Annotated in this window: 18 protein-coding genes and 1 pseudogene; 8 read left to right on the top strand and 11 right to left on the bottom strand. The window is 60.7% G+C overall.

What is annotated here, in order from left to right:
• Nucleotides 1-242: 242 nt before the first annotated feature.
• Nucleotides 243-596, top strand: a complete 354-nt coding sequence (locus HV675_RS06310) for a cupin domain-containing protein (RefSeq protein WP_175110002.1) — start codon at nt 243-245, stop codon at nt 594-596.
• 676 nt (nt 597-1,272) lie between these two features.
• On the opposite strand, the pseudogene HV675_RS06305 reads toward HV675_RS06310, so the two are convergent.
• The 7 genes and pseudogenes from HV675_RS06305 to HV675_RS06275 all read right to left on the bottom strand — a co-directional run.
• A pseudogene (locus HV675_RS06305) lies at nt 1,273-1,359 on the bottom strand (LysR family transcriptional regulator); the annotation flags it as partial.
• Nucleotides 1,360-1,556: 197 nt separating this feature from the next.
• Entirely contained in the window at nt 1,557-2,408 is an 852-nt protein-coding gene (locus tag HV675_RS06300; RefSeq protein WP_175109979.1) for a hypothetical protein, read from the bottom strand.
• Between the two features lie 398 nt (nt 2,409-2,806).
• The gene (locus tag HV675_RS06295) at nt 2,807-4,270 is read right to left on the bottom strand and encodes a TolC family protein (protein ID WP_246270118.1); all 1,464 of its coding nucleotides are present in this window, start codon (nt 4,268-4,270) and stop codon (nt 2,807-2,809) included.
• A complete protein-coding gene (locus HV675_RS06290) occupies nt 4,260-5,681 on the bottom strand; it encodes an HlyD family type I secretion periplasmic adaptor subunit (protein WP_175109977.1) in 1,422 nt (473 codons plus the stop codon). Before HV675_RS06290 ends, HV675_RS06295 begins: the two co-directional genes overlap by 11 nt.
• A gap of 16 nt (nt 5,682-5,697) precedes the next feature.
• Nucleotides 5,698-7,866, bottom strand: a complete 2,169-nt coding sequence (locus HV675_RS06285; RefSeq protein WP_175109975.1) for a type I secretion system permease/ATPase — start codon at nt 7,864-7,866, stop codon at nt 5,698-5,700.
• 349 nt (nt 7,867-8,215) lie between these two features.
• Nucleotides 8,216-8,413: a hypothetical protein gene (locus tag HV675_RS06280; protein WP_175109974.1), complete on the bottom strand. Its 198-nt coding sequence runs from the start codon at nt 8,411-8,413 to the stop codon at nt 8,216-8,218.
• A gap of 410 nt (nt 8,414-8,823) precedes the next feature.
• Nucleotides 8,824-9,990, bottom strand: coding sequence for an alkene reductase (locus tag HV675_RS06275; RefSeq protein WP_175109972.1), 1,167 nt, complete (start codon nt 9,988-9,990; stop codon nt 8,824-8,826).
• Between the two features lie 86 nt (nt 9,991-10,076).
• Here HV675_RS06275 and HV675_RS06270 point away from each other — a divergent pair, with 86 nt between their 5' ends.
• Entirely contained in the window at nt 10,077-10,451 is a 375-nt protein-coding gene (locus tag HV675_RS06270) for a winged helix-turn-helix transcriptional regulator (RefSeq protein ID WP_175109970.1), read from the top strand.
• A 208-nt stretch (nt 10,452-10,659) separates the two neighbouring features.
• A complete protein-coding gene (locus HV675_RS06265) occupies nt 10,660-11,229 on the top strand; it encodes an OsmC family protein (RefSeq protein ID WP_175109968.1) in 570 nt (189 codons plus the stop codon).
• A 133-nt stretch (nt 11,230-11,362) separates the two neighbouring features.
• On the opposite strand, the gene HV675_RS06260 is transcribed toward HV675_RS06265, so the two are convergent.
• Complete coding sequence (locus HV675_RS06260; protein ID WP_175109966.1) at nt 11,363-12,646, bottom strand: MFS transporter; 1,284 nt, start codon at nt 12,644-12,646, stop codon at nt 11,363-11,365.
• A 153-nt stretch (nt 12,647-12,799) separates the two neighbouring features.
• On the opposite strand from HV675_RS06260, the gene HV675_RS06255 reads away from it, so the two are divergent.
• Nucleotides 12,800-13,264 carry a winged helix-turn-helix transcriptional regulator gene (locus tag HV675_RS06255; protein WP_175109964.1) on the top strand — a complete coding sequence of 155 codons (465 nt, stop codon included), beginning with the start codon at nt 12,800-12,802 and terminating at the stop codon, nt 13,262-13,264.
• Between the two features lie 105 nt (nt 13,265-13,369).
• On the opposite strand, the gene HV675_RS06250 is transcribed toward HV675_RS06255, so the two are convergent.
• Together HV675_RS06250 and HV675_RS06245 are read right to left on the bottom strand one after the other, a co-directional pair.
• Complete coding sequence (locus HV675_RS06250; RefSeq protein ID WP_175109963.1) at nt 13,370-13,852, bottom strand: hypothetical protein; 483 nt, start codon at nt 13,850-13,852, stop codon at nt 13,370-13,372.
• 309 nt (nt 13,853-14,161) lie between these two features.
• On the bottom strand, nt 14,162-14,599 hold the full coding sequence (locus tag HV675_RS06245) for an ester cyclase (protein WP_175109961.1): 438 nt from the start codon (nt 14,597-14,599) through the stop codon (nt 14,162-14,164).
• A 700-nt stretch (nt 14,600-15,299) separates the two neighbouring features.
• Here HV675_RS06245 and HV675_RS06240 point away from each other — a divergent pair.
• On the top strand, nt 15,300-15,584 hold the full coding sequence (locus tag HV675_RS06240; protein WP_175109959.1) for a hypothetical protein: 285 nt from the start codon (nt 15,300-15,302) through the stop codon (nt 15,582-15,584).
• A 70-nt stretch (nt 15,585-15,654) separates the two neighbouring features.
• On the opposite strand, the gene HV675_RS06235 is transcribed toward HV675_RS06240, so the two are convergent.
• On the bottom strand, nt 15,655-16,851 hold the full coding sequence (locus HV675_RS06235; protein WP_175109957.1) for an MFS transporter: 1,197 nt from the start codon (nt 16,849-16,851) through the stop codon (nt 15,655-15,657).
• Nucleotides 16,852-16,945: 94 nt separating this feature from the next.
• Here HV675_RS06235 and HV675_RS06230 point away from each other — a divergent pair, with 94 nt between their 5' ends.
• From HV675_RS06230 to oxc, 3 genes are all read left to right on the top strand, one after another.
• On the top strand, nt 16,946-17,839 hold the full coding sequence (locus tag HV675_RS06230; protein ID WP_175109955.1) for a LysR family transcriptional regulator: 894 nt from the start codon (nt 16,946-16,948) through the stop codon (nt 17,837-17,839).
• Nucleotides 17,840-18,207: 368 nt separating this feature from the next.
• Nucleotides 18,208-19,467 (top strand): formyl-CoA transferase, encoded by a 1,260-nt coding sequence (frc, locus tag HV675_RS06225; RefSeq protein ID WP_175109953.1) that lies wholly within the window; start codon nt 18,208-18,210, stop codon nt 19,465-19,467.
• A 134-nt stretch (nt 19,468-19,601) separates the two neighbouring features.
• A complete protein-coding gene (oxc, locus tag HV675_RS06220; protein ID WP_246270116.1) occupies nt 19,602-21,320 on the top strand; it encodes an oxalyl-CoA decarboxylase in 1,719 nt (572 codons plus the stop codon).
• Nucleotides 21,321-21,398 lie beyond the last annotated feature (78 nt).

Genomic DNA, 21,398 nt, shown 5'->3' with positions numbered 1-21,398 from the left:
CCTGCACCATGCGCACTGCACGTTCGCGGACTTCAGCAGAAAACTTGTTCGACTTGTTCATGGCTCCATTCTCTCAAAAGTTGGAGCCTCCACCAAATCCGGGGCGGTTCATACTTCTTCTTGCCGCACTGTTTATAAAGAAGTTTTTGTTCTAGCGTCACAGCGGATCCGTTGCGTCCGTGCTTTACGTGGTTGTGAATGACAGAACAGGCTAAGGACTAAGGGATCGAACGTTATTAACGATATACGCAAGTTGCGCCGGTGGATTATCCGGTCGCTTCCCGGCAGACGGAGCATGGGCGATCCGTTCTCAGAAGCCTGACCACCTGAAGTTCTTCGCATTGCTCAAAGGTCATTGCTGGCTGCATCTCGATGGAGACGAGAAGCCGATCGAGGTCTTCGAAGGCGACGTGTTTCTGCTCTCCGAGCCGCGTTCGTTCATGCCCGGCAACGATGCGACCGTCACGCCGATCGACGCTCAGACCGCGTTCTCCGGCCACCCGGGCAACCGTATCGCGGTGATCGGCAGTGGCGAAGACTGCGTGCAGCTGGGTGAAGATAACCGAAACGCCGGAATTTTCATGGCTGAACGCTAACGGCGGTCGTCTCGCGTTGCCTTTGGGAAAACTGCTTCGCCGCTACGGCCGGAACCTGCCGCTTGGCTCGCTTGCGATGGTCGCGAGCTATGCGTGTTTTTCGATCGCGTCTGTGTTCGTGCTCGATTATGGAACACAGGTCAGCAGTATTCCACGTGTCCAGTTTCCAGGGCCGCTTTGCATTTCCATCTTCGCCGCAGCCGCGACCACGGTGATATCGGCCGCGCTCGCGGATCGCTTCGGGTCGTGGCGCATCGTGCTGGTCGGCTCCACGCCGTGCATGCTTGCGGGTTTTGCGTTAGCGCCGCTGCTCGGTTCGGGCTCGCCAATGCGCGCGCTGCTGTGCCTCAGCATGTGCTTTGGCATGATGGGCATCGTGCTCGGCCCGATGGGCGCGGTGCTGTCGGGCCTTTTTCCGATCGAGGTTCGCTACTCGGGCGCGTCTGTGTCGTACAACCTTGGCGACATTCCCGGCGCTTCATTCACACCGTACGCGGCACGGCTTCTACTCGCGCACGGCGGACTCAGCTGGGTCGGCGCATTCGTCACGCTCGCCGGTGCGGTCACTTTTATCGCGATGTTCATTGCCAGCGATACACCGATCGCCTCGCGGATTGGCGCGCGGGCGAGCTTGAACCTGCGATATGCCGCCGATAGACAAGATGCGGTTGGTACTTTTGGCAGTATGGCAACGGTCGGCCGCACGCGTGAAATTGGCTTCTTCGGCGACGGCCACGAAGTGACGAAGCTGTCTCAGTTCCACGAAATATCTTCAGTCAATGCGCTACGATCGCAAGGCAAGCGACCGGCTCAGCGCGCCGACACACGCAGGTCAAGGCGGCACACGATGCGCGCTCACGCACGATGCCGTGCGATGGCGAACACGGCGCCGCCCTTTCCTGTTGATGCGCTTAGACAAATGCGCTTACGAAACACGCTTAACAGCTGCGAGCACGAAGCTCAATGATGCGCGCTCGCGAGCATCACCTTCGGCTGCTGCGGCGGGGCAACCGCTGCGGTCGCGCTGCCGGGCACCGGTATATTGAGCCCCGCGATTGCCGCAACGATATTCGCGATCGCCTGCTGCCCGCCAAGCGTCGGAAGCGGCTGACTGCTCGGCGCGACGTTCACCTGCGACACCAGCTGGTTCTGCGCATTGAACTCCTGCAAGGTCCCGCCGATTTCCTTTCCATTCGCGTCATAGTTGAAGTTCTCCACTAGCACGTCGCCGTTCTGCAACTGGTCCCGCACTTTTGCCAGTTCGCCACTCGTATTGAAATCCTCCTGCATCGCGGTGACGCCCTGCGTAAGGCCGCTATTGCCGTTGAACGCGTTGATCTGGATGTCGCCGTTGCCGAACACATCGATCGTCTCATCGAAGTTGCCGGTCCCATTCGGGCCGGTAAATTCCTTTACCGAAACAATCTCGCCAGGCTTCAATCCATCAGAGAGACTGAACTCGTAAGAGTCGCCCAGCGTCGTATCGACCGTGCCCGACAACGCCTTACCCGTTTCGTTGGGGCCACTGAACCTGACGTCGATCGACGTCACCAACGATGCCACATCGGGGATGCCAAAGGCCTGGCCGACCTGGCCGACGATCTTCTGGATCGACGCGGGATCGGCGTCAAACACTTCCGAAGTGCCGTCCGTCAGGTCGCTGAGCTGCAAGAGCAGCGTACCCGTGCCGTTCTGTCCCGAGAATTCCCGAACGACATCGTTGTTATTGCCGGACGTGCCTTCCGGGAAGATCACCGTCGAGGTGCCATCCGGATTGTTGGTAATCTGCTCTGGCACCTTCATCGGAGTCATGCCATTGCCTTGAGTGTTAGGTTGCATGTCGTTCATCTTGCGCTCCAGATCAAATGGGAAAAGTACTCGTCCAGGACATTCGGAATTGTGTCGATAATCGCCACAGGAAAATCCTGGAAATAACCACGCGATCAGGTTGCTTTGCCCGATACAAGCGGCGCTGCGCCGTTACGCGTAATCGTTAGTTAAACACCCCCACTCAAATCGATATTCCCGCGCACTAATTAAAATCCAAATGCGGGGCAATAATTCTTCGCCATATCCGTCGATTAACACGAAATTGAAAATTCCGGAAAACCGGAAATATTAATTGCGATTCACACGAAATGATTTCGCATTTCGACGCATAGCGAAATGCACGGCAAAATGAAATGAAACACGTATTCGCATAACGCGGCTCAGTCGCCCGGCAGGCTCCACATGCCTATTTCGCCGAGCCTCGCGGCCAGTTGCAGCCGCGCGGAACGCCAGTCGGTCAGCGCCTGGATGCGCTGCCGCTTCGCGCCCGCCAGCGCGGACTGCGCGTTGAGCAATTCGAGAATACTGCCGACCCCTACCGTATAGCGATGCTGGGCCGCCGCATACGAACGCGTCGAGATATCGAGCAGCATCGCGCTGTTATCGAGGATGTGAGTCGCGGTCTGCAGCGCCTCGTAACTCGTCCACACATCGAGACCGACCTGCTGTCGTGTTTCGTCAAGCGCGTCGCTTTCGAGTTGGGCGCGCGCCTGCTGTTCGCGTACCTGGTATGTCCTCAGGAACCCTGAGAAGATCGGGATCGTCACCTGAAAGCCCACGTACCATTCGCTGCCCGTCGTCGGAAGTTGCGGCTGCCCGATTTCGAAGCTGGTCGGCTCGTTGTTTCTGCTGTACTTCGCGACAAGGCTCACGCTCGGCAAACCTTCGGCACGCGTCTGTTTTATCTTCGCGAGCGCGGCTTCGACGCGCGCCTCGGCCGCCCGCACGCTTGGATGTGTGCGCTTCGCTTCGTCGATCAGATCGGCAATCGATCCATTGAACGCCTGATCCGGCATCACGCCTTCGCCTACGTCAGGCAATGTGATCGGCGCGTTCGGGTCGAGATTCATATCGTTCGCCAGCACGCCAAGTGCGTCCTGCCGGTCGCCCTGCGCTTTCGTCAGATTCACGACCGCCTCGGCATACTGCGTCTGCGCCTGCAATTGATCCGTGATCGGCGCGATGCCCTTGTCCGTGCGCGCGGTCGCTGCCTGCACGCTGTCGTTCGCGGTCCGCTCGATTTGCTGTGCGGCGGCGAGCGCGCCTTGCGCGGCTTGCGCCGCATAGTAGTCTTTCGCGACCTTGGCAAAGGCCATATCGAGCACGGCCTGCTGGTTCGCCTGTGCGGCCGCGAGCAGTTCCGTCTCGCTTTTGAGCGCCGCTGCGCGCCCGCCGAAATCGTAGAGCACCCAGCTCAGCGACACGCTTTCGGTCCGCAGAAAATTGCGGAAGTTCGAGTTGAACTGCGGCAGGTTGTCGATATCGGTCTTCTGATCGTCGCGCACACCCTGCCAGCTTCCGGTGATGTTCGGCAAATACGCGGCGCGCCCCTGCCCCACACGCGCGGCCTCGAGCTTGACTTGCCCCCATGCTTCGCGCGTCCGCGGATTATTGCAGAGCGCACGCTCGACGGCGTCCTGCAAAGGCAATGGGTCCGGCAACGCGCCGAATACGCAGACGTCCGCGGAGCCGTCGCCGAGCATGTTCGCGGCCGCCGTAGGGGGCACCGCAGAACCAGTCAGCAGCGGATCGAAACCCCATGCGGCAGACGAACCGCAGCAGAGCAACAGCGCGAGCGCCCCCCCTCGTCGCATCGACGTGCGGGACACGGTCCTAACGCTCACGCAGGCTCTCCTCGCCGGAACGGACGACGGGGTCCAGAAAATAGTCGGCGACGCTGCGCTTGCCCGTGTGAATCTCCGCGGTCACTTCCATACCGGGCGTCAGATGCACCCACGCGCCGTTCGCGCGAATCCGGTTCGTCGGCAAGTGCACACGCGTGACGAACATCAGGCCGTGCTTTCTGTCCTGCACCGCATCGTTCGAAACCGACACGACCGTCCCGGTCAGATACCCGAAGGTCGTGTATGGAAACGCCTTGATCTTGACGAGCGCGATTTGTCCGGGCCGCACAAATCCAATGTCCTTGTTCTCGATATTGGCCTCGACTTCGAGCGTATTGTCCGGCACGATTTCCATCACCGCCTGCGCGGCCGTCGCGACGCCGCCTAACGTGTGTACCGCGAGTTGCTGCACGGTGCCCGCGACCGGCGCGGTCACGCTCAACAGCTGCTGGCGCGTATCCGCCTTGGTTTCGTCATTGCGACTTTGCCGGTATTGTTGCGTGGCCTTGTCGAGCGCATCGAGCTGCTTGCTGCGAAATTCCGATGTGATCGACGCAAGATCCGCGCGTTGCTCGTCAACAGCGGCCATCAACTCGTGCGCGCTGCTTTCGCGCGCCGCCAGGTCGTGCTCCTGTTCGAGCGCGGCCTGCTCCTTGGTCAGATAGTCGGTTTGCGCGACGTATTTATCCGTCGCGAGCGCGCGATACTGGTTCGCCTGCTGGCGCGCGAGCGGCGCGGTCGCCGACAGCTTGCCGATCTCGACGCGAGTCGTCTGAAGCGCGGCCTCGCGTTTATGAAGCTCCGCCGCGGACGAGTTGAGCTTGTCCTGATACTCGCGATACAAGCCGTCCGCGAAATGCTGCATTTCCGCCTGCTGCACGGCCGACGCGCCATCGACCGGCGGCACCACCGGCGCATGCCCGGCGCTCTGCGCATCGAGCAATGCGCGCGAGCGCGCGGCCGCGAGCGCCGCGTCGATGCGCGAGGTCCGCGCACTGTCGGAATCGGCCGCGGCCTGGGTTGCATCGAGTTGCATCAGCAATTGCCCGGCCTGAACGCGTTGCCCGTCTTCGACAAGGATGCTGCGCACAACGCCGGTAATCGCGGGCTGAATGATCTTCACGCGCTCGTCCGGAATCAGCTTGCCTTCCGCGACCGCGACGATATCGAGCCTGCCGAACACCGCGAGCAGCAGCACCAGCGCGGCAAATGCGACCAGCACGCGCATCGCCCAGCGCGGTGCCGGATGCACGGGCGTTTCGACCAGTTCCAGATTGGCGGGCAGAAACGCGCGCTCATAGGCAAGTTTCGGCTCGCCGTCGAGTTGCGCGCGCATCGACCACGCGGCGCGAAACACCGCGCCGTAGCGTCGCAGCAGATCGCCGAATGCCTGCAATTGAACGAGCTTCATGATCGACCCCGCCGTGTCACGCGTTTTGTAGCGAAATCAGATGCGCGTAATACCCGCCGCGCGCAAGCAATTCCTCATGCGCGCCGCGCTCGACGATGCGTCCATGGTCCATCGCGACAATATGATTCGCATGTCTGACCGATGAAAGCCGGTGCGCGATGATAATCACCGTGCGGCCGTCGCAGATTGCGCGCATGTTCTGCTGGATGACGCGTTCGGTTTCGAAGTCGAGCGCGCTTGTCGCCTCGTCGAAGATCAGGATCCGCGGGTCGGTCATCAGCGCGCGAGCGATCGCAATGCGCTGGCGCTGCCCGCCGGAAAGGTTCGCGCCATGCTCGCCGACCACTGTGTCGTAGCCTTCCGGCATCTCGGAGATAAAGCCGTGCGCGCCCGCGAGTCTCGCCGCATAAATCACGCGATCTAACGAAGTGCCCGGATCGGTCACCGCGATATTGTCGCGAACCGAGCGATTGAAGAGCAGGTTCTCCTGCAGCACGACGCCGATCTGGCGGCGCAGCCACGCGGGGTCGACCAGCGCAAGGTCGATGCCGTCGACGCGCACCTGGCCCGTCTCGGGCATATACAGCCGTTGCAGCAGCTTCGTCAGCGTGCTCTTGCCCGAGCCTGAGCGGCCCACTATTCCGACCACCTCGCCCGCGCGAATCTCGAGCGAGATATCGTGCAGAACCGGCGCGCTGTCGGGCCGGTAGCGAAACCGCACGCTCTGGAAACTGATATGGCCTTTGATCGCGGGCAACGCCTGACGGCTTTGCGCAAGCTCAGTGCGCGTATTGAGCACGTCGCCCAGGCGCGCCATCGAAATGCCGATTTGCTGAAAGTCCTGCCAAAGCTGCGCGAGCCGCAGCACGGGCGCGACGACGCGCTCAGACATCATATTGAATGCAACCAGTTCGCCGACCGACATCTTGCCCTCGATCACGAAGCGCGCGCCGAAAAACAGCAACATCAGGTTCACGAGCTTGCCGACGCCCTGAATAAGCTGTTGCCCGATGTTGCCGAGGTTGCTGACGCGGAATCCGGCCGCCACATAGGCCGCGAGCTGATTGTCCCAGCGCCGTGTGAATTGCGGTTCGACGGCCATCGCCTTGACGGTTTCGGCACCCGACACGGTCTCGACGAGGAACGCCTGGTTATCCGCGCCGCGCGCGAACTTCTCGTCGAGCCGCGCGCGCAGCATCGGCGTGAACGTCATCGAGATGCCCGCATACATCGGCAGCGAAAAGACTACGATCAGCGTAAGCGGCACGCTATAAATCAGCATCACACCGAGAAAGATGACGGAAAAGAACATGTCGATGACGGCTGTGAGCGCTTGCCCGGTCAGGAAGCTGCGAATGTTCTCGAGCTCGCGCACTCGCGCGACCGTATCGCCGACGCGCCGTACCGCGAAATACGCAAGCGGCAACGCCAGCAGATGCCGGAAGAGCCGCGCACCGAGCTCGACATCGATGCGATTCGCGGTATGCGAGAACACATAGTTGCGCAGCCCGGTAAGCAGCACCTCGAACACCGTGCTCACCAGCAACGCAAGACAGACCACGTTCAGCGTGTTGAACGCACGGTTCACCAGCACCTTGTCCATCACCACCTGGAACATCAGCGGCCACACCAGCCCGAAGAGCTGCAGCACGGCGGAGACGATCAGTACTTCGAGCAATAGACGCCGGTACTTGACGACCGCCGGAATAAACCACGAGAAATCGAAACGCGCCATGTCGCCCGCAAGCGACGCGCGCGATGCGAAGACAAGCATCTCTCCGTCGCAGCGGGCGAACACCGTCTCGGGCGCGCTCATGGTCGGCGCGACCGTGCCGTGTTCGAGTATCAACGCCTTTTTACTATCGCAGCCCGCGACGATGAAATGCTGCCCATTCTTGTCGAGCGCGAGCGCAGGAAGTGGCGTCTTTGCGAGCCGGTCCGCGGATACGCGAACCTTGCGAGCCTTCAGTCCGAGCGAACGTGCGGACAGTACGAGGTCACGGTCGTCGAATTGCGTGGACTTCCCGCCCGCCGCGTGCCGAAGCTGTTCCGCTTCCGCCGGCAGCCCATGAAACCCCGCAATGATGATGAGCGCGGCGAGGCCCGGATCCGACTTCGCGTCCGGGTTCGTGCTCGTGTTTGTGCTCGCATTCGTCGGAGCGTGCAGTTGTTCGGTCTCGTCCATAGGTTTTGGAATCCGCGAGCACGCAGTCGATCGATTCGCTGCAAGAGAGACCTCTTCCGCTCATGTGTTTCACACACAACGAAAGAAGCCAACGTTGACAACTATCTTCAATCCACGACCAAAACACTCGTCGGTATGCCACTATTCCGGACTCGTGCGCCGAGCCCACCAGTCGCTCCTTACGAACGCGAAGACGTGAAAGCCGAATAGAATCGACAACGAAGATATGCGGTCATTGCCGAAGCATTGAATCGCGCCGCTTTATCCGTGATTACTGTCGCGCGTGGTTGCGTCGTCAGGAACACAATCGGAAAAAAAGCCCGCGTGTACCGTCACGAGTTGCGCATTCCTACCATCGCGCAACCAGCGAAGTCACGCCGCGCAGATTGCCGCGCTGATTCCAGCCAGGCTGGTCGAGTTCGGGAAGCTCGGGATTGGGCAAACGCTCGAGCAGCACATCAAGCGCCGTCTCGAGTTCGATCAGTGCGAGGCGATAGCCCAGACAGTGATGAATCCCTGCGCCAACCGTCAGCGCGCGCTTCGTCACGTTCGATAAGAAGTCGATCCGGCTGGGTGAATTTCAGCGGATCACGATCGGCCGAACCCGGCATCATAAAAATGTACGAGCCGCGCGCGAGTTCGACGCCATCGACTTCGATACCTTCCAGTGGCGATCGCACGCACGTTTGTACCGACCCATCGCACCGCAGGCACTCGAGCACCGCTTCGGCACTAGCGGCCTGTCGCGCTTCAACAACGCGAGCTGGTCCGGATGACGGTGCAGTGCGATCAGCGTATTGCCGATCATATTGGACGTCGTTTCGCGCCGACGCGCGCCAGCATGAGAAACCAACCTCTGTGAGATTCAGTCTGGTCCACTGCATGTGATCGCCAGCACGACATCGCTTCGCACAACCGTCGGCGGAGCCACCCGGCCCCGCCCCTCACCCTGCGTGTTTAATCCAGGCAGCACAAAACCCCAGCCCCAGCCTTCGAATAAGCTGCAAAGTCCGTGAGCCCCACCTCGCCATTCCGGGTGTAATAAGCAGACCGATCCGCCACAACCAACGGCCAACCGTTCCTAAGACGCTCGACAAGATCCGGATTACCAATATACGGCCGCCCCATCGCAACCAGATCCACTAACCCGGTATCGAGCGCAGCCTGAACCTTCTCAAGGTCCGTAAACCCACCACACCAGATAATCGCCCCCGGAAACGCCGCCCGCGCCTTAGCAAGCACAGCATGGTCGACATGAAGCTCCTTGAACTCGGCGCTCTCCATATTCCCCCGTGGCAGCAACTGATAAAGCACATGAATATAGGCCACCCCACGGCGTGCCAATTGCTCGCAAACGTACAGGAACGTCTCCTCGGCAAGCGGGTCTTCAGGCATCGAGTTATACGCACCGAACGGAGACAGTCGCACGCCTACGCGCCCCGGCCCCAACTCGCGCATCGCAGCGTCAACAACTTCCATCAGAAACCGCGTCCGATCTTCCATACTGCCGCCACCGTAGCGATCCGTGCGAGTGTTATGAACCGAGTTCGTAAACTGCTCGAACAGATAGCCGTTAGCCGCATGAATCTCGACACCATCAAAGCCGACCTCCCACGCATTAGCAAAAGCCTGCGCAAAAGTTCCAACCAAAGCCGACACTTCATCCGTACTGATGCGCCTCGGCGCCCCTGCACGCATATAGCGCAGCTTGCCATCCTCGCCATGCGCGAACACATCCGAATTCTCGGCCGTTTGCTCAGTCACCCCCCAAGGCGCCTCGCCATTCGGCATCAGTGACGGATGAGCCATCCTGCCAACGTGCCACAACTGCACAAATATCGTGCCGCCTTTGCGATGAACTTCATCGGTCACCAACCGCCAGCCCTGCAGCTGTTTTTCGCTGTATATGCCAGGTGTAGAGGCGTAGCCTTTGCTCGACGGCGCCACATCGGTCGCTTCGGTTATGATCAGACCGGCGCCGGCACGCTGTCCGTAATACGTCGCCATCATTGCATTGGGAACGTCACCGTCGGACGTCCGTGTCCGGGTCATCGGCGGCATGACAATGCGATTCTTCAGCGGGACAGTCGCGCCGAGCAGTTGAGGTTCGAACGGGTCTATCATGGATATTCCTTCGGTGAATTTGCTTACCCGCAGCTTATTCGCCTAAAGTCATTTCCATCCACACACGCTTTGGTTAGTGGTACGCGATGAAGATCATCAAGAGACTACCCGGCTTGCCCGTCGAGCGCGCGCTAGCCGTACTTTCTGGACGCTGGAAAGCGGTCATCCTTTACGTGCTGCTGGAAGGCCCGCAACGCACGTGCGAGCTGGAGAATCGCATTGCCGGCATCTCGCAGAAGGTGTTGATCGAGCAACTGCGAGCACTGGAGGAACACGGCATGGTGAGCCGGCAAGCCAGCGCCCGCGAAAGTCAGGGATACCGGCTGACTTCACTTGGCGAAAGCCTGCGGCCCGTGCTGTATTCCTTGATCGAATGGGGAACCCATCACGCTATCGAGCTTGACGAAGCCGATACGCTTCTGCCATGTAGTGCTGTCGTTCGAGATCGCGCTATCCAATAGGTCAGTAGAATCGGTGGGCGCCAACGTTGCATGGCGCGAACTCACCGACTGCACCCAAATCCGTCCTTCGCTTTCTGATCGGTCATCACCTGCGCTGTCATGCCGCTTCATGCTGATCTTCACTTGCTACTAACCAAACGGTGTGTAGAGACAAAGTGTGCCGCAACGTAACATTTCCGACCATAATCAACGGACGGAAGGTGCTTTGATGAACGGAACAGGACCTGGCGTGAATCTGAACGGAATCGACGTCGCAGCGCTCAACGATTTTGTCGAGGACGTGAGAGACAACGACGAAAAAGGCATAGCGGCTTTTAAAGTTAAGACCGAATGGAAGGGGCAGACGAGGACGGTGTCGACCGTGTCCGCATACGAGCTCAACGGCGCGACGTTCAACCGTCACTTTGAAATTCCCGCCGACGAACCGCCTGAACTCCTAGGCAGCAATACCGCAGCTAATCCGCAAGAGCTTCTGATGGCGGCGCTCAACGCTTGCATGTCGGTAGGCTACGCCGCCAATGCGGCGGCGATGGGCATCAAGCTCGACTCGCTCGAAATCGAAACCGAAGGCACGCTTGATCTTCGCGGGTTCCTGGGTCTCGATCCGGCAATCAAGCCCGGCTATGAAGTGGTCCACTACACGGTTCGCATCAAGTCGAATGCCCCGCGCGAGAAGGTGGAAGAATTGCATCAGCTGATCATGAAGACTTCGCCGAACTTCTCGAACTTTGCGACGAGCATCCGCATGGTGCCGAACCTTGTGGCCGAACGCGCGTAAGGCATCATTCCCTGACGTGAGTTTTTCGCAGGAAGAGATCCGTGCGCATCACGTTCAGCGTTACTCGGGTTTAACGGAACCTCACTCAAGGTATCGCCTCGACCGGATTCTCAGCTAGCTGCATGACAAGACTTCAGCGGATATGTTCCACATCGACGATCTGCCGATCCGGCAGATCGTCCGAAGCCGAATGGGCGCCTCGCCGAACCGTCACCGCCCAAAACACCAACGCCAGCAAACTCACCCCCGCCCCCAACGCACACACCCCACCCCAACCACTGCGCGCGTAAATCGAAGTCGACGCAATCGCGCCCAACCCACTCCCGACCGAATAAAACAGCATGTAGCACCCAACGAGCCGCGCATGCAGTTCCGGCCGCGCATTGAAAATCATGCTTTGATTGACGACATGAATGGCCGACCCACCGACGTCCAGCAGAACGATACCGACAATCAACAACGGAATCGATCGTGTCGTAAAGAAAAGAGGCGCCCACGCAGCAAGCAGCATGACGAGTGCGACAAACGTCGTGATCTGCCCATACCCACGATCGGTCAAACGTCCCGCGCGCGCAGCCGCCAACGCTCCCATCGCACCTACCAGCCCAAACGCGCCAATCTCCGTGTGCGACATCGACCACGGTGCAGCGCTGAGCGGTAGCACCAACGCACTCCAGAAGATGCCGAACGCCGCAAACATCAGCATCGCGAGCATGCCGCGTATCTGCAACGTCTTTTCGTGAAGCAGCAGCGAACCCATTGACCGCAGCAACGCGCCATACGCGAGTTGTGCACGCGGCGCATTCGACGCGGGTAGCCTTCGCAACAACGCAACCAGCATAACGACCGCGATGCACGCCGACATGAAGTACACTGCACGCCAACCCGCTACATCGGCAACGCAACCAGCAAGCGTACGCGCAAGCAGCAGACCGATCACAACCCCACCCTGCGCCGCACCCACCACACGCCCGCGCTCCGCCGGCGCCGCGAGGGTCGCGGCATACGCAATCAGACCTTGAGTCATCGCGGTCCCGAGCAGCCCCACGCAGACCATTGCTGCCAGCAGCATCCACGGCGATGACGACATCGCCACGCCAATGCAGGACAACACCAGCAAGATCAACTGCAACAGGATGAGCCGCTTCCGGTCCAGCAGATCCCCCAGCGGAACCACAAAAAGCAGCGCGATCGCGCACCCGAACTGCGTCGCGGTAATGACGCCTCCCACATCGGCATGCGTAATGCGAAAGTCCCGCGCGATGGCATCCAGCAACGGCTGCGCATAGTAGACGTTTGCGACACTTGCGGCACAGCACGCCGCAAGCAGCGCAACCTTTGCGGGAATCAGCGGGCCGTCGCCGAACCCCTGTTCTGTGGAATGTCTTCCTGCGGAAGACGAACGCGGATTACCCATTCTCGTGAATCCTCACACTAGTTGCGATTTGAAACTAGTGTGACTCTAGGTAAACTTGTTCTAAAATGCAACTAGTTTACCGAGGTCAGGATGAGGGAAACGTCGCGGCTCTTGCCGGGCGAGAGCGTGCAAGGTGTTGTGATGGAGAGAACAATGCGCAAAGAGAAACTACCGGGCGGTTCGGCCTGCCCGGTCGCACGGGCAGCCGACCTCGTCGGTGACCGGTGGTCGCTGCTGATCATCCGCGATGCATTCGATGGCGTGCGCCGATTCGGCGATTTCCGCGACAGTCTCGGTGTGTCGAGCAACATCCTGACGCTGCGGCTCAAGATGCTGGTCGACGAAGGAATACTGGAAATTGTGCCGGCGTCGGACGGCACCGCCTATCAGGAATATCGGCTGACAAAGAAGGGACAGGAATTCTTCCCGGTTGTCGTGACGCTTCGTCAGTGGGGCGAAGCCCACCTTTTCCGCAAAGGCGAAAAACACTCGGTGCTCATCGAGCGCGACACGGGCAAAGCCGTAAAGAAGCTCAGCTTGACGCGCAACGATGGGCGATCGTTAAAGGCATCGGAAACCGTCGTGAGAAAGCCGGCATCTGACAGCGACAAAACATAGCCAGTCTGCACGGCTAGACGACGGTGATCGGAAGGGTCCCCTCTGCTTCCAATATTTTCTGGGGAAGATCGGCAGAGCATCCCAAGGCCTTGCATCAAGGCGGCCTCACCCGCACAGCGAGAACGCCTCCCTGCGGGCAATATCTCCGTTTCCGTAAATCCCAACCAACGTGCAGTCCGCCGCAACACACTCGTATGTATTGTCTTGAAACGTCAGCACGAAGTGTCGCCACCCATCGGCAGCCGACGCTTGACCCCAGGTATCCAGCACCAGAGACGAGTTCTCAATCTCATGGGCGCAATATCGACGCAAGCCGTGTTGCGCTAGTGGATGCGCGTCAAGATCGTCGTCGTTGGGCGGCCCGAACTGATGAAACGCGGCTTCCGAAAACACAACGGCACAAAATGGGTCGTCGCCCTCGGCGAACGGTCCGAAGCGCTCGAACTCCGTCTCGTCAATTCGATATGCAACCGCCACTTGCCGTTCGTTCGCAACGACGAAAGGCTCCGACGCATCCGCAGCGGGATGCGGAACGGCGTTCAGCAGGACCGCTACGTCCCGTGGCTGCGTGTCGCTCGCGTGATTCATCTAGTGTTCTGCACTCCCTTATGTCGTCGCCTAAGCACCTGCAGATTGCGGCGCCTGTACACCAGCTGCGTTCTTTGCCGGCGCCTTCTTCGCGCGAACCCGGTTCGCGGCTGCGGGCTTCGTCACCGTTTTGATTGCCACACCCGCGCTTTCGCCGGCAACCTTCACTTTGCTCGCAGCACCATGGGTCAAGCCTAAGCCCTACCCGTGCTTACTGCACAGACGAGAGTCTACTGCGTCCCATGCGACCAGGCTCCACTTTAATGCGCCGAACCCGCGACCGACGCGACCGCGTGCATTCACATGCGTTCACACGAGGTCGAAACTCTTCGGCAACTCGCCCAGTTGTCGAAACACCGCCAGCCAATCCTCCAGATGCCACGTTTGGGCGATCAATCCGTCACGCATCCGGTGAAAAGAATGGATCGCGAAATGGACATGTTTTGACGTCGCCGCGATGCCGAGCAGCGTCCCCGTCTGCGTACCCGTCACCTCGGCGCGGACACCGACACGATCGCCGTGAACAAGAAGATCGAGGATATGAACGTTCATGTCCGGCAATGCGGTCGCGATGTTCTCGAAAATCTTGCTCATCTGATCGGGGCCCGGAACAGCGCCGGGAGGCTCAGGAATGTACTCCCAATCGCTCGTGACCACCTGGCGCAGCAGCGAGATATCTTTTGACGAAAATGCCTGATAGAAGCGCTCAACCGTTTCCTGAGCCGCTTGTTCACTGGGTATAGTCATGTCGTCACTCCATCGAGGACATACAAGATCGCGGCGTACCAGTCGACAGGACTGGCACGCCGCAGTCGGGTGTCGTACCAGGTTCGATCTCGCCAGCATACGCCGCGCCCGGCGCACTTGCAGCGGAGTCACGAATAACGTCGCCTGATAGACACCGACATCACTGTAGCCACGCGCGATCCGGCATATCAACGATGCAACCTGACTCACGCAAGACAGCGGCTAACAAGCCGGCGAACCCGCAACATTGTCGATGAGCAGCAGCAAGGCTTCCTCATCAGGCCGAGTACCCCATCGGCTATGTCCGCACACGGACGCCAACGCAATCCATGAATGAGGCGGAAACCACTCCAATCGAAGCGTGTCCCCGCCGACAATCCGCAGACGGCCGGTGTCACATAAAAACTCTGCGCTAACCATCTCGCCATCAACAGATTTGCTTGCAGTAACCGACATTGAATCGTGCATCCTGTCCTCCGGCATGCTGACTGACAGCCCCTGCTTCGCGAAAAGCGGCGGCGCGTCTCATGAGGTTCTCCGCGTCTGACCTGTTTTCACCGGTTGCAGAGCAGAGGAGATCAGGCGCATTCTAGGGACGACAGATAGAAGCAGGTGCGACGGAACATTCAGTTCTGTAACTGACGGTAACCCGAGACGCACTCCCTGAGGTAGTTGGCGAAAAAAACGCGAGGGACCTTGTATGGAACACGCTGACTTCGTGGCCGCGCTGCGACAACTGGCTGCGGCCGCCGAGATGCTGGCCACGAACGGCCCTGAAAACATGCGCGAAGACGCGTTCGAATGTCACGCATTCTTTCGCCGATTCGAGCAGCCCGGTGTCGGCATCGAACGAGGCAACGCAACTTCTGACGATGCGCTTTTCGTGCAAACGGCACACGCAGCCCTGACGATGGCAGGCCGTAACGAATATGCCGCGTCGCGCGCACTGCTCCAGCAGGCGCAGTCGCTTTTGCTTACTCCGTGACACTTGTACGAAGAAAATCAGGACAATCGCTGTCGCTTCTTGCCTCGTGAAAACGCTGATTCGAAAAGAACTACTGCGTACGTGTGACTTCACACGGCCTCAGTTTCACAGAGCCGACAGCGGTACCCGCACGCCAGAAAAGAAACACCAGCACAGCCACCATCGCTTGCGCACCTAAGACAAACGCCACACATCCCGGCCAGCCCCAATGCCGCCACCAGGGAACTGGCAGAACCGACCCGAGGCTCCCACCGAAGTAGTAAAACGACAGATAAACACCGATCGCCGTCGACCTCACCCCGGCAGCCGTCTGCGAGATAAACGAATTCGCCGACGCCTGCTCGACAAACACCGCTGTCGATCCAAGCGCAAGTCCGATCAGAATCACGCTGACGCTATCGGAAAGCGTCAACAGCGCACCTACGAACGCGAGCACAACCGCGGCAAGCGCAGTATTGCGCGGCCCATGTCGCGCCGCGACGCGTCCCGCAATCGGCGTCACAACAACCGCCACCAGAAACACCGCATAGATCGCCCCAATCTCAACCGTGTTGAAACGAAACGGAGCAGCCGCGAGGCGTAGCCCGACAAACGTGAACGTCGCAATCTGCGACGCGAGCACACACGCGCCGACCAGAAACGCAGCCAGCAACGGACGCCGCGTCAGCATAGCCCATCGTGAGCCACGCGCCCCCTCGTCATCCACACGCGCGACACCCGACGACGGCAAACACATATAAATCATCACACCCGTCGCAAGGCAAAGCAACGCGATCACATCGAGCGCATGACGCCAACCGATCAAGGACGTGAAGAGGTTAGTCACGAATCGCCCCGCGGACCCACCAAGCGTCGTGCCCGCAACAAACAACGCACTCATCTCCGTCGCCTCCTCACGCACAAACATCTCGCCGATATAAGCAATCGAAATTGCAAACACAAACGGCATCAACACGCCTGCGGCAAAGCGCGCCGCGAGAAACGATTCAAATCCCGCGGCATGCGCGGACCAGATAACCGGTAACGCCCCCACCATCGCCGCATACGCAATCACCTTGCGCCGCTCAAACCGTGCAGCGAGCGTGCCCACGAACGGAGCGATAATGGCAACGGCCAGCGTGGTCACGCTCACGCCTTGCCCGGCATGTTCCGCAGTCACGCCGAACGCGGCGGCAAGCTCACGCAAGATGCCTTGCGTCGCATAGAGATTGATAAATGCCGCGCATCCACAAAGAAAGAACGCGAGTCGAACTGTTCTTCTGTTCACTGGTATTGTCCTGCTTGCTAAACGGACAGTCTGACAACCCAGGCTCGCGCACGCCAATACCGTTTCTGTCGTCATTGATACCGGAAAGATAAAAATGCTCGACCTGCGCCGCCTGCGCTACTTCGTGACCGTCGCCGACGAATTGCACTTCGGGCGCGCCGCGTTGCGTCTGCGCATCGCACAGCCGCCGCTGACGCGTCACATCACCGCGCTCGAAGCCGAACTCGGCATTCGCCTGTTCGAACGTTCGACGCGCGCGGTCCGCCTGACGCCCGAGGGCACGCTGTTTCTCGAACAGGCGCGCGCCGTCCTTCGTGCAGTCGACGAAGCGGATTCGACCGCGCGCAAGATGGCGCAAGGCATGGTCGGACGTCTCGTGATCGGTTATGCCAGTTCGATTCCGATGTCCGATGTGTTCTCGGACATCATCCGCAATGTGAGTCGCAATCTGCCGGAAGTGGAGTTGCTGTTTCGGGAAGTGTCGTCGGTGAGTCAAGCCCAGCAGATTGTTGATGGGACGCTGGATATCGGCTTCGGGTGGTCGGCGACAAAAGCAGGCGCACCGGGAATTCAATCGCGGGTCATTGCGCGAGATACGCTTGTCGCGGTGGTTCCGTCGACACGACCTTATGCCGGCAAAGACAAGATCGAGTTCGGTGAACTCGCTAAAGAAGTCTTTCTGACTTATCCGGCGGGATTCGGGTCCGCGTTGGCCGCAGCGCTGGATGCACTGTGCGCGAAGGCAGGCATCGTGCCGCATAGGGGGCCGGCCGCTTCGCAGATTACGACGTTGGTGTCGCTTGTGGCGGCCGAGCGCGGCGTTGCGATCGTGCCGAGTTTCACGTCGGCGCTGCAGCGGTCCGGGGTCGCGTATGTGCCATTGGCTGAACCGTATGTGCTCGAGCAGACCGTTATGTGGCGGGAGCCGTTTTCGTCGAAGAGCGTCGAGCGATTTGCTGAGCTCGCGAAGTCGCTCGTCTCTCGCTAAGAGGCTGGTTTGCGCGCGGAGGTTCGCGCGGTCATCGGCATTCCCGGCGCGAACGCATGCGTCCCGTACCCCAACCGTAATAATCGTCAGCCCTCCGTATTCTTCCAGACGCCCCACACATCATCGCTTGATTCAAATCAATCTGAAACAGGCACTTCAATCACACACTAAACGTATTGAAGCGTCGTCTGTTTCACCGCTTTCGTGACTCCGGCCAATGCGGCCCCGGTCGGCAACAAACGCCGCTCAATACCGTTCAAGCCAACCCAAAGGGTCAAGCACGCATTGCTTCGCTCGCGCGCACGCCGCTCCGCCGCCCGCCACGCCGTCAATGCGTATGCCTGCCCTCGCAAGCTAGAGAGTCCGACATGTCCGACACGAATCTTCCGCTCGCCGGAATCAAGGTAATCGACTTCACCGGCGTGCAAGCCGGTCCCGCGTGCACGCAATTGCTGGCGTGGTTCGGCGCCGATGTGCTGAAGGTCGAGCGACCCGGCGTCGGCGACGTCACGCGTCGCCAGTTGCGCGATTTCCCCGATCTCGACGCGCTGTACTTCACGATGCTCAACAGCAACAAGCGCTCGCTCGAACTCGATACGAAAACGCCCGAAGGCAAGGCGATCATGGAGAAGCTGATCCGCGAAGCGGATGTGCTCGTCGAAAACTTCGGCCCCGGCGCCATGGATCGCATGGGCTTCACGTGGGAACATCTGCAGGAACTCAACCCGCGCCTCGTGTTCGGTTCGGTCAAGGGCTTTAACGAGCAGTCCAGCTACTCCGATATCAAGGTCTACGAAAACGTCGCGCAATGCGCGGGCGGCGCCGCATCGACCACCGGCTTCTGGGACGGTCCGCCGACCATCAGCGCCGCCGCGCTCGGCGACAGCAACACCGGCATGCATCTCGCCATCGGCATCCTGACCGCGTTGATGGGCCGCGCGAAAACCGGCAAAGGCCAGAAGGTGTCGGTCTCGATGCAGGACGCGGTGATCAACCTGTGCCGCGTGAAGCTGCGCGACCAGCAGCGTCTCGAACACGTCGGCTATCTCGAGGAATATCCGCAATATCCGCACGGCACGTTCACCGACGTCGTGCCGCGCGGCGGCAACGCGGGCGGCGGCGGCCAGCCGGGATGGATCCTCAAGTGCAAAGGCTGGGAAACGGATCCGAACGCGTACATCTACTTCACCGTTCAGGAGCAGGACTGGGGCCCGACCTGCCAGGCAATCGGCAAACCGGAATGGGCCGACGATCCGGCCTACGCGACCGCGCGCGCGCGTCAGCCGCACATCTTCCAGATCTTCGACGAGATCGAGCACTGGCTTGCCGACAAGACCAAGTTCGAAGCGGTCAACATCCTGCGCAAGTTCGACGTGCCGTGCGCGCCGGTGCTGAACATGAAGGAAATCGCGTACGACCCGACGCTGCGCGCGAGCGAAACGATCGTCGAGGTCGAACAGAAAAAGCGCGGCAAATTCCTCACGGTCGGCAGCCCGATCAAGTTCTCGTCGTTCACGCCGGCCATTACCGGTGCGCCGCTGCTCGGCGAGCACACCGACGAAGTGCTCGCGCGTCTCGGCTACAGCGCCGGCGACATCGCCAGGCTGCGCGAAAAGAAAGTCGTCTGAGCCCTGGCCCGAGTCTGAGTCCGACCCTGGCCGCGCATGCGGCACCGCCCACGCCCTCCCCGTAGCCGCGGTGAGCGTGCCGCAACGCAGCCCAACCGCGCTTAAACCGCGCGGCTCACCTGATGAGGCATTCCATGGTCACAACCGCAACGGAACCGTCCGCGCAAACCGACGGCTTCCATCTCTTCGTCGATGCGCTGAAGCTCAATCACATCGACACGATCTACGGCGTGGTCGGCATTCCGGTCACCGACCTCGCACGGCTCGCGCAAGCGAGCGGCATCCGCTATCTCGGCTTCCGGCACGAGCAATCCGCCGGCAACGCAGCTGCGATTACCGGCTATCTGACGCAGCGCCCCGGCATCTGTCTGACGGTCTCCGCGCCGGGCTTTCTGAACGGCCTCGTCGCGCTCGCGAACGCGACAACCAACTGCTTCCCGATGATTCTCGTCAGCGGTTCGAGCGACCGCGCGATCGTCGACTTGCAGCAAGGCGATTACGAAGAACTCGATCAGATGAACGCCGCGAAGCCGTATGCGAAGGCCGCGTATCGCGTGAACCGTCCCGAAGATATCGGCATCGCGGTCGCGCGTGCGATCCGCACCGCCGTATCGGGCCGCCCGGGCGGCGTCTATCTCGATCTGCCCGCCGACGTGCTGCGCACGGCGATCGATGCGCAGACCGGCGCGCAATCGCTCGTGCGCATCGTCGATCCGGCGCCGCGGCAATTGCCCGCGCCCGATGCGATCGAGCGCGCGCTCGATCTGCTGCGGCACGCGCAACGGCCGCTCGTCATTCTCGGCAAAGGCGCCGCGTACGCGCAGGCGGACGACACGTTGCGCACCTTCGTCGAACGCACCGGCGCGCCGTTCCTGCCGATGTCGATGGCCAAGGGCCTGCTGCGCGACGATCATCCGCAGTCCGCCGCGTCCGCGCGCTCGTTCGTGCTCGAACAGGCCGACGTGGTCATGCTGATCGGCGCGCGGCTCAACTGGCTGCTCGGTCACGGCAAGGCGCCGCAATGGTCGCCGTCCGCGAAGTTCATCCAGCTCGACGTGTGCCCGACCGAAATCGACAGCAACCGGCCGATCGCCGCGCCGGTGATCGGCGACATCAGATCGTCGGTCGCGTCGCTGGTGGCCCGGATCGAACAGGGCGACGTGCGGCCCGACCCGGCCTGGCTCGACGCAATCGCGCAGCGCAAGACCGCGAACGCGCAGAAGATGGCCGCGCGCCTCGCGGCGCCGTCCGAACCGATGGGCTTCTACAGCGCGCTGCGCGCCGTGCGCGATGTGCTCGCCGATCGCCCCGACGTGTACGTGGTCAACGAAGGCGCGAATACGCTCGACATCGCGCGCAATGTGATCGATATGATCGCGCCGCGCAAGCGTCTCGACGCCGGCACCTGGGGCGTGATGGGCATCGGCATGGGCTACGCGATCGGCGCGGCGGTGCAGTCGGGCAACCCGGTCGTCGCGATCGAAGGCGACAGCGCGTTCGGCTTCAGCGGCATGGAACTCGAGACGATCTGCCGCTACCGGCTGCCGGTCACCGTGGTCGTGTTCAACAACGGCGGCATCTATCGCGGCGACGACGTGAATCGCGCAGGCGGCACCGACACCGCGCCGACCGTACTGATGAAAACCGCGCACTACGAGAAGCTGATCGAAGCGTTCGGCGGCGCCGGCTATCACGTGACCAGCCCGGACAGCCTTGCCGGTGCGCTGCGCGAAGCGCTCGAATCGCGCGCGCCGGCGCTGATCAACTGCGTGATCGATCCGGCGACCGGCACCGAAAGCGGCCACCTGAAGAATCTGAACCCGCAAAGCGCGGTGAAGCCGCACGGCGCGTAGACGAAGCGAAGACCATCCGCACCGGGCGAGGCGCCACCCGCGCAACGGCCCGGCGCGCGATCCACCCCACATCGAACC

It is taken from the genome of Paraburkholderia solisilvae (assembly GCF_902859875.1).
Classification (GTDB): domain Bacteria; phylum Pseudomonadota; class Gammaproteobacteria; order Burkholderiales; family Burkholderiaceae; genus Paraburkholderia; species Paraburkholderia solisilvae.
Note: the sequence above shows the minus strand (reverse complement) of the source record. Positions and strands in the feature narration are given on the sequence as shown.

Bases quoted from the DNA above. Each gene is read 5' to 3' on its own strand.
- HV675_RS06230 (WP_175109955.1), top strand. From the start codon at position 16,946: ATGCTCGACCTGCGCCGCCTGCGCTACTTCGTGACCGTCGCCGACGAA.
- HV675_RS06245 (WP_175109961.1), bottom strand. From the start codon at position 14,599: ATGACTATACCCAGTGAACAAGCGGCTCAGGAAACGGTTGAGCGCTTC.
- frc (WP_175109953.1), top strand. From the start codon at position 18,208: ATGTCCGACACGAATCTTCCGCTCGCCGGAATCAAGGTAATCGACTTC.
- HV675_RS06290 (WP_175109977.1), bottom strand. From the start codon at position 5,681: ATGAAGCTCGTTCAATTGCAGGCATTCGGCGATCTGCTGCGACGCTAC.
- HV675_RS06285 (WP_175109975.1), bottom strand. From the start codon at position 7,866: ATGGACGAGACCGAACAACTGCACGCTCCGACGAATGCGAGCACAAAC.
- HV675_RS06265 (WP_175109968.1), top strand. From the start codon at position 10,660: ATGAACGGAACAGGACCTGGCGTGAATCTGAACGGAATCGACGTCGCA.
- HV675_RS06260 (WP_175109966.1), bottom strand. From the start codon at position 12,646: ATGGGTAATCCGCGTTCGTCTTCCGCAGGAAGACATTCCACAGAACAG.
- HV675_RS06255 (WP_175109964.1), top strand. From the start codon at position 12,800: ATGCGCAAAGAGAAACTACCGGGCGGTTCGGCCTGCCCGGTCGCACGG.
- HV675_RS06270 (WP_175109970.1), top strand. From the start codon at position 10,077: ATGAAGATCATCAAGAGACTACCCGGCTTGCCCGTCGAGCGCGCGCTA.
- oxc (WP_246270116.1), top strand. From the start codon at position 19,602: ATGGTCACAACCGCAACGGAACCGTCCGCGCAAACCGACGGCTTCCAT.
- HV675_RS06300 (WP_175109979.1), bottom strand. From the start codon at position 2,408: ATGACTCCGATGAAGGTGCCAGAGCAGATTACCAACAATCCGGATGGC.
- HV675_RS06275 (WP_175109972.1), bottom strand. From the start codon at position 9,990: ATGATAGACCCGTTCGAACCTCAACTGCTCGGCGCGACTGTCCCGCTG.
- HV675_RS06240 (WP_175109959.1), top strand. From the start codon at position 15,300: ATGGAACACGCTGACTTCGTGGCCGCGCTGCGACAACTGGCTGCGGCC.
- HV675_RS06250 (WP_175109963.1), bottom strand. From the start codon at position 13,852: ATGAATCACGCGAGCGACACGCAGCCACGGGACGTAGCGGTCCTGCTG.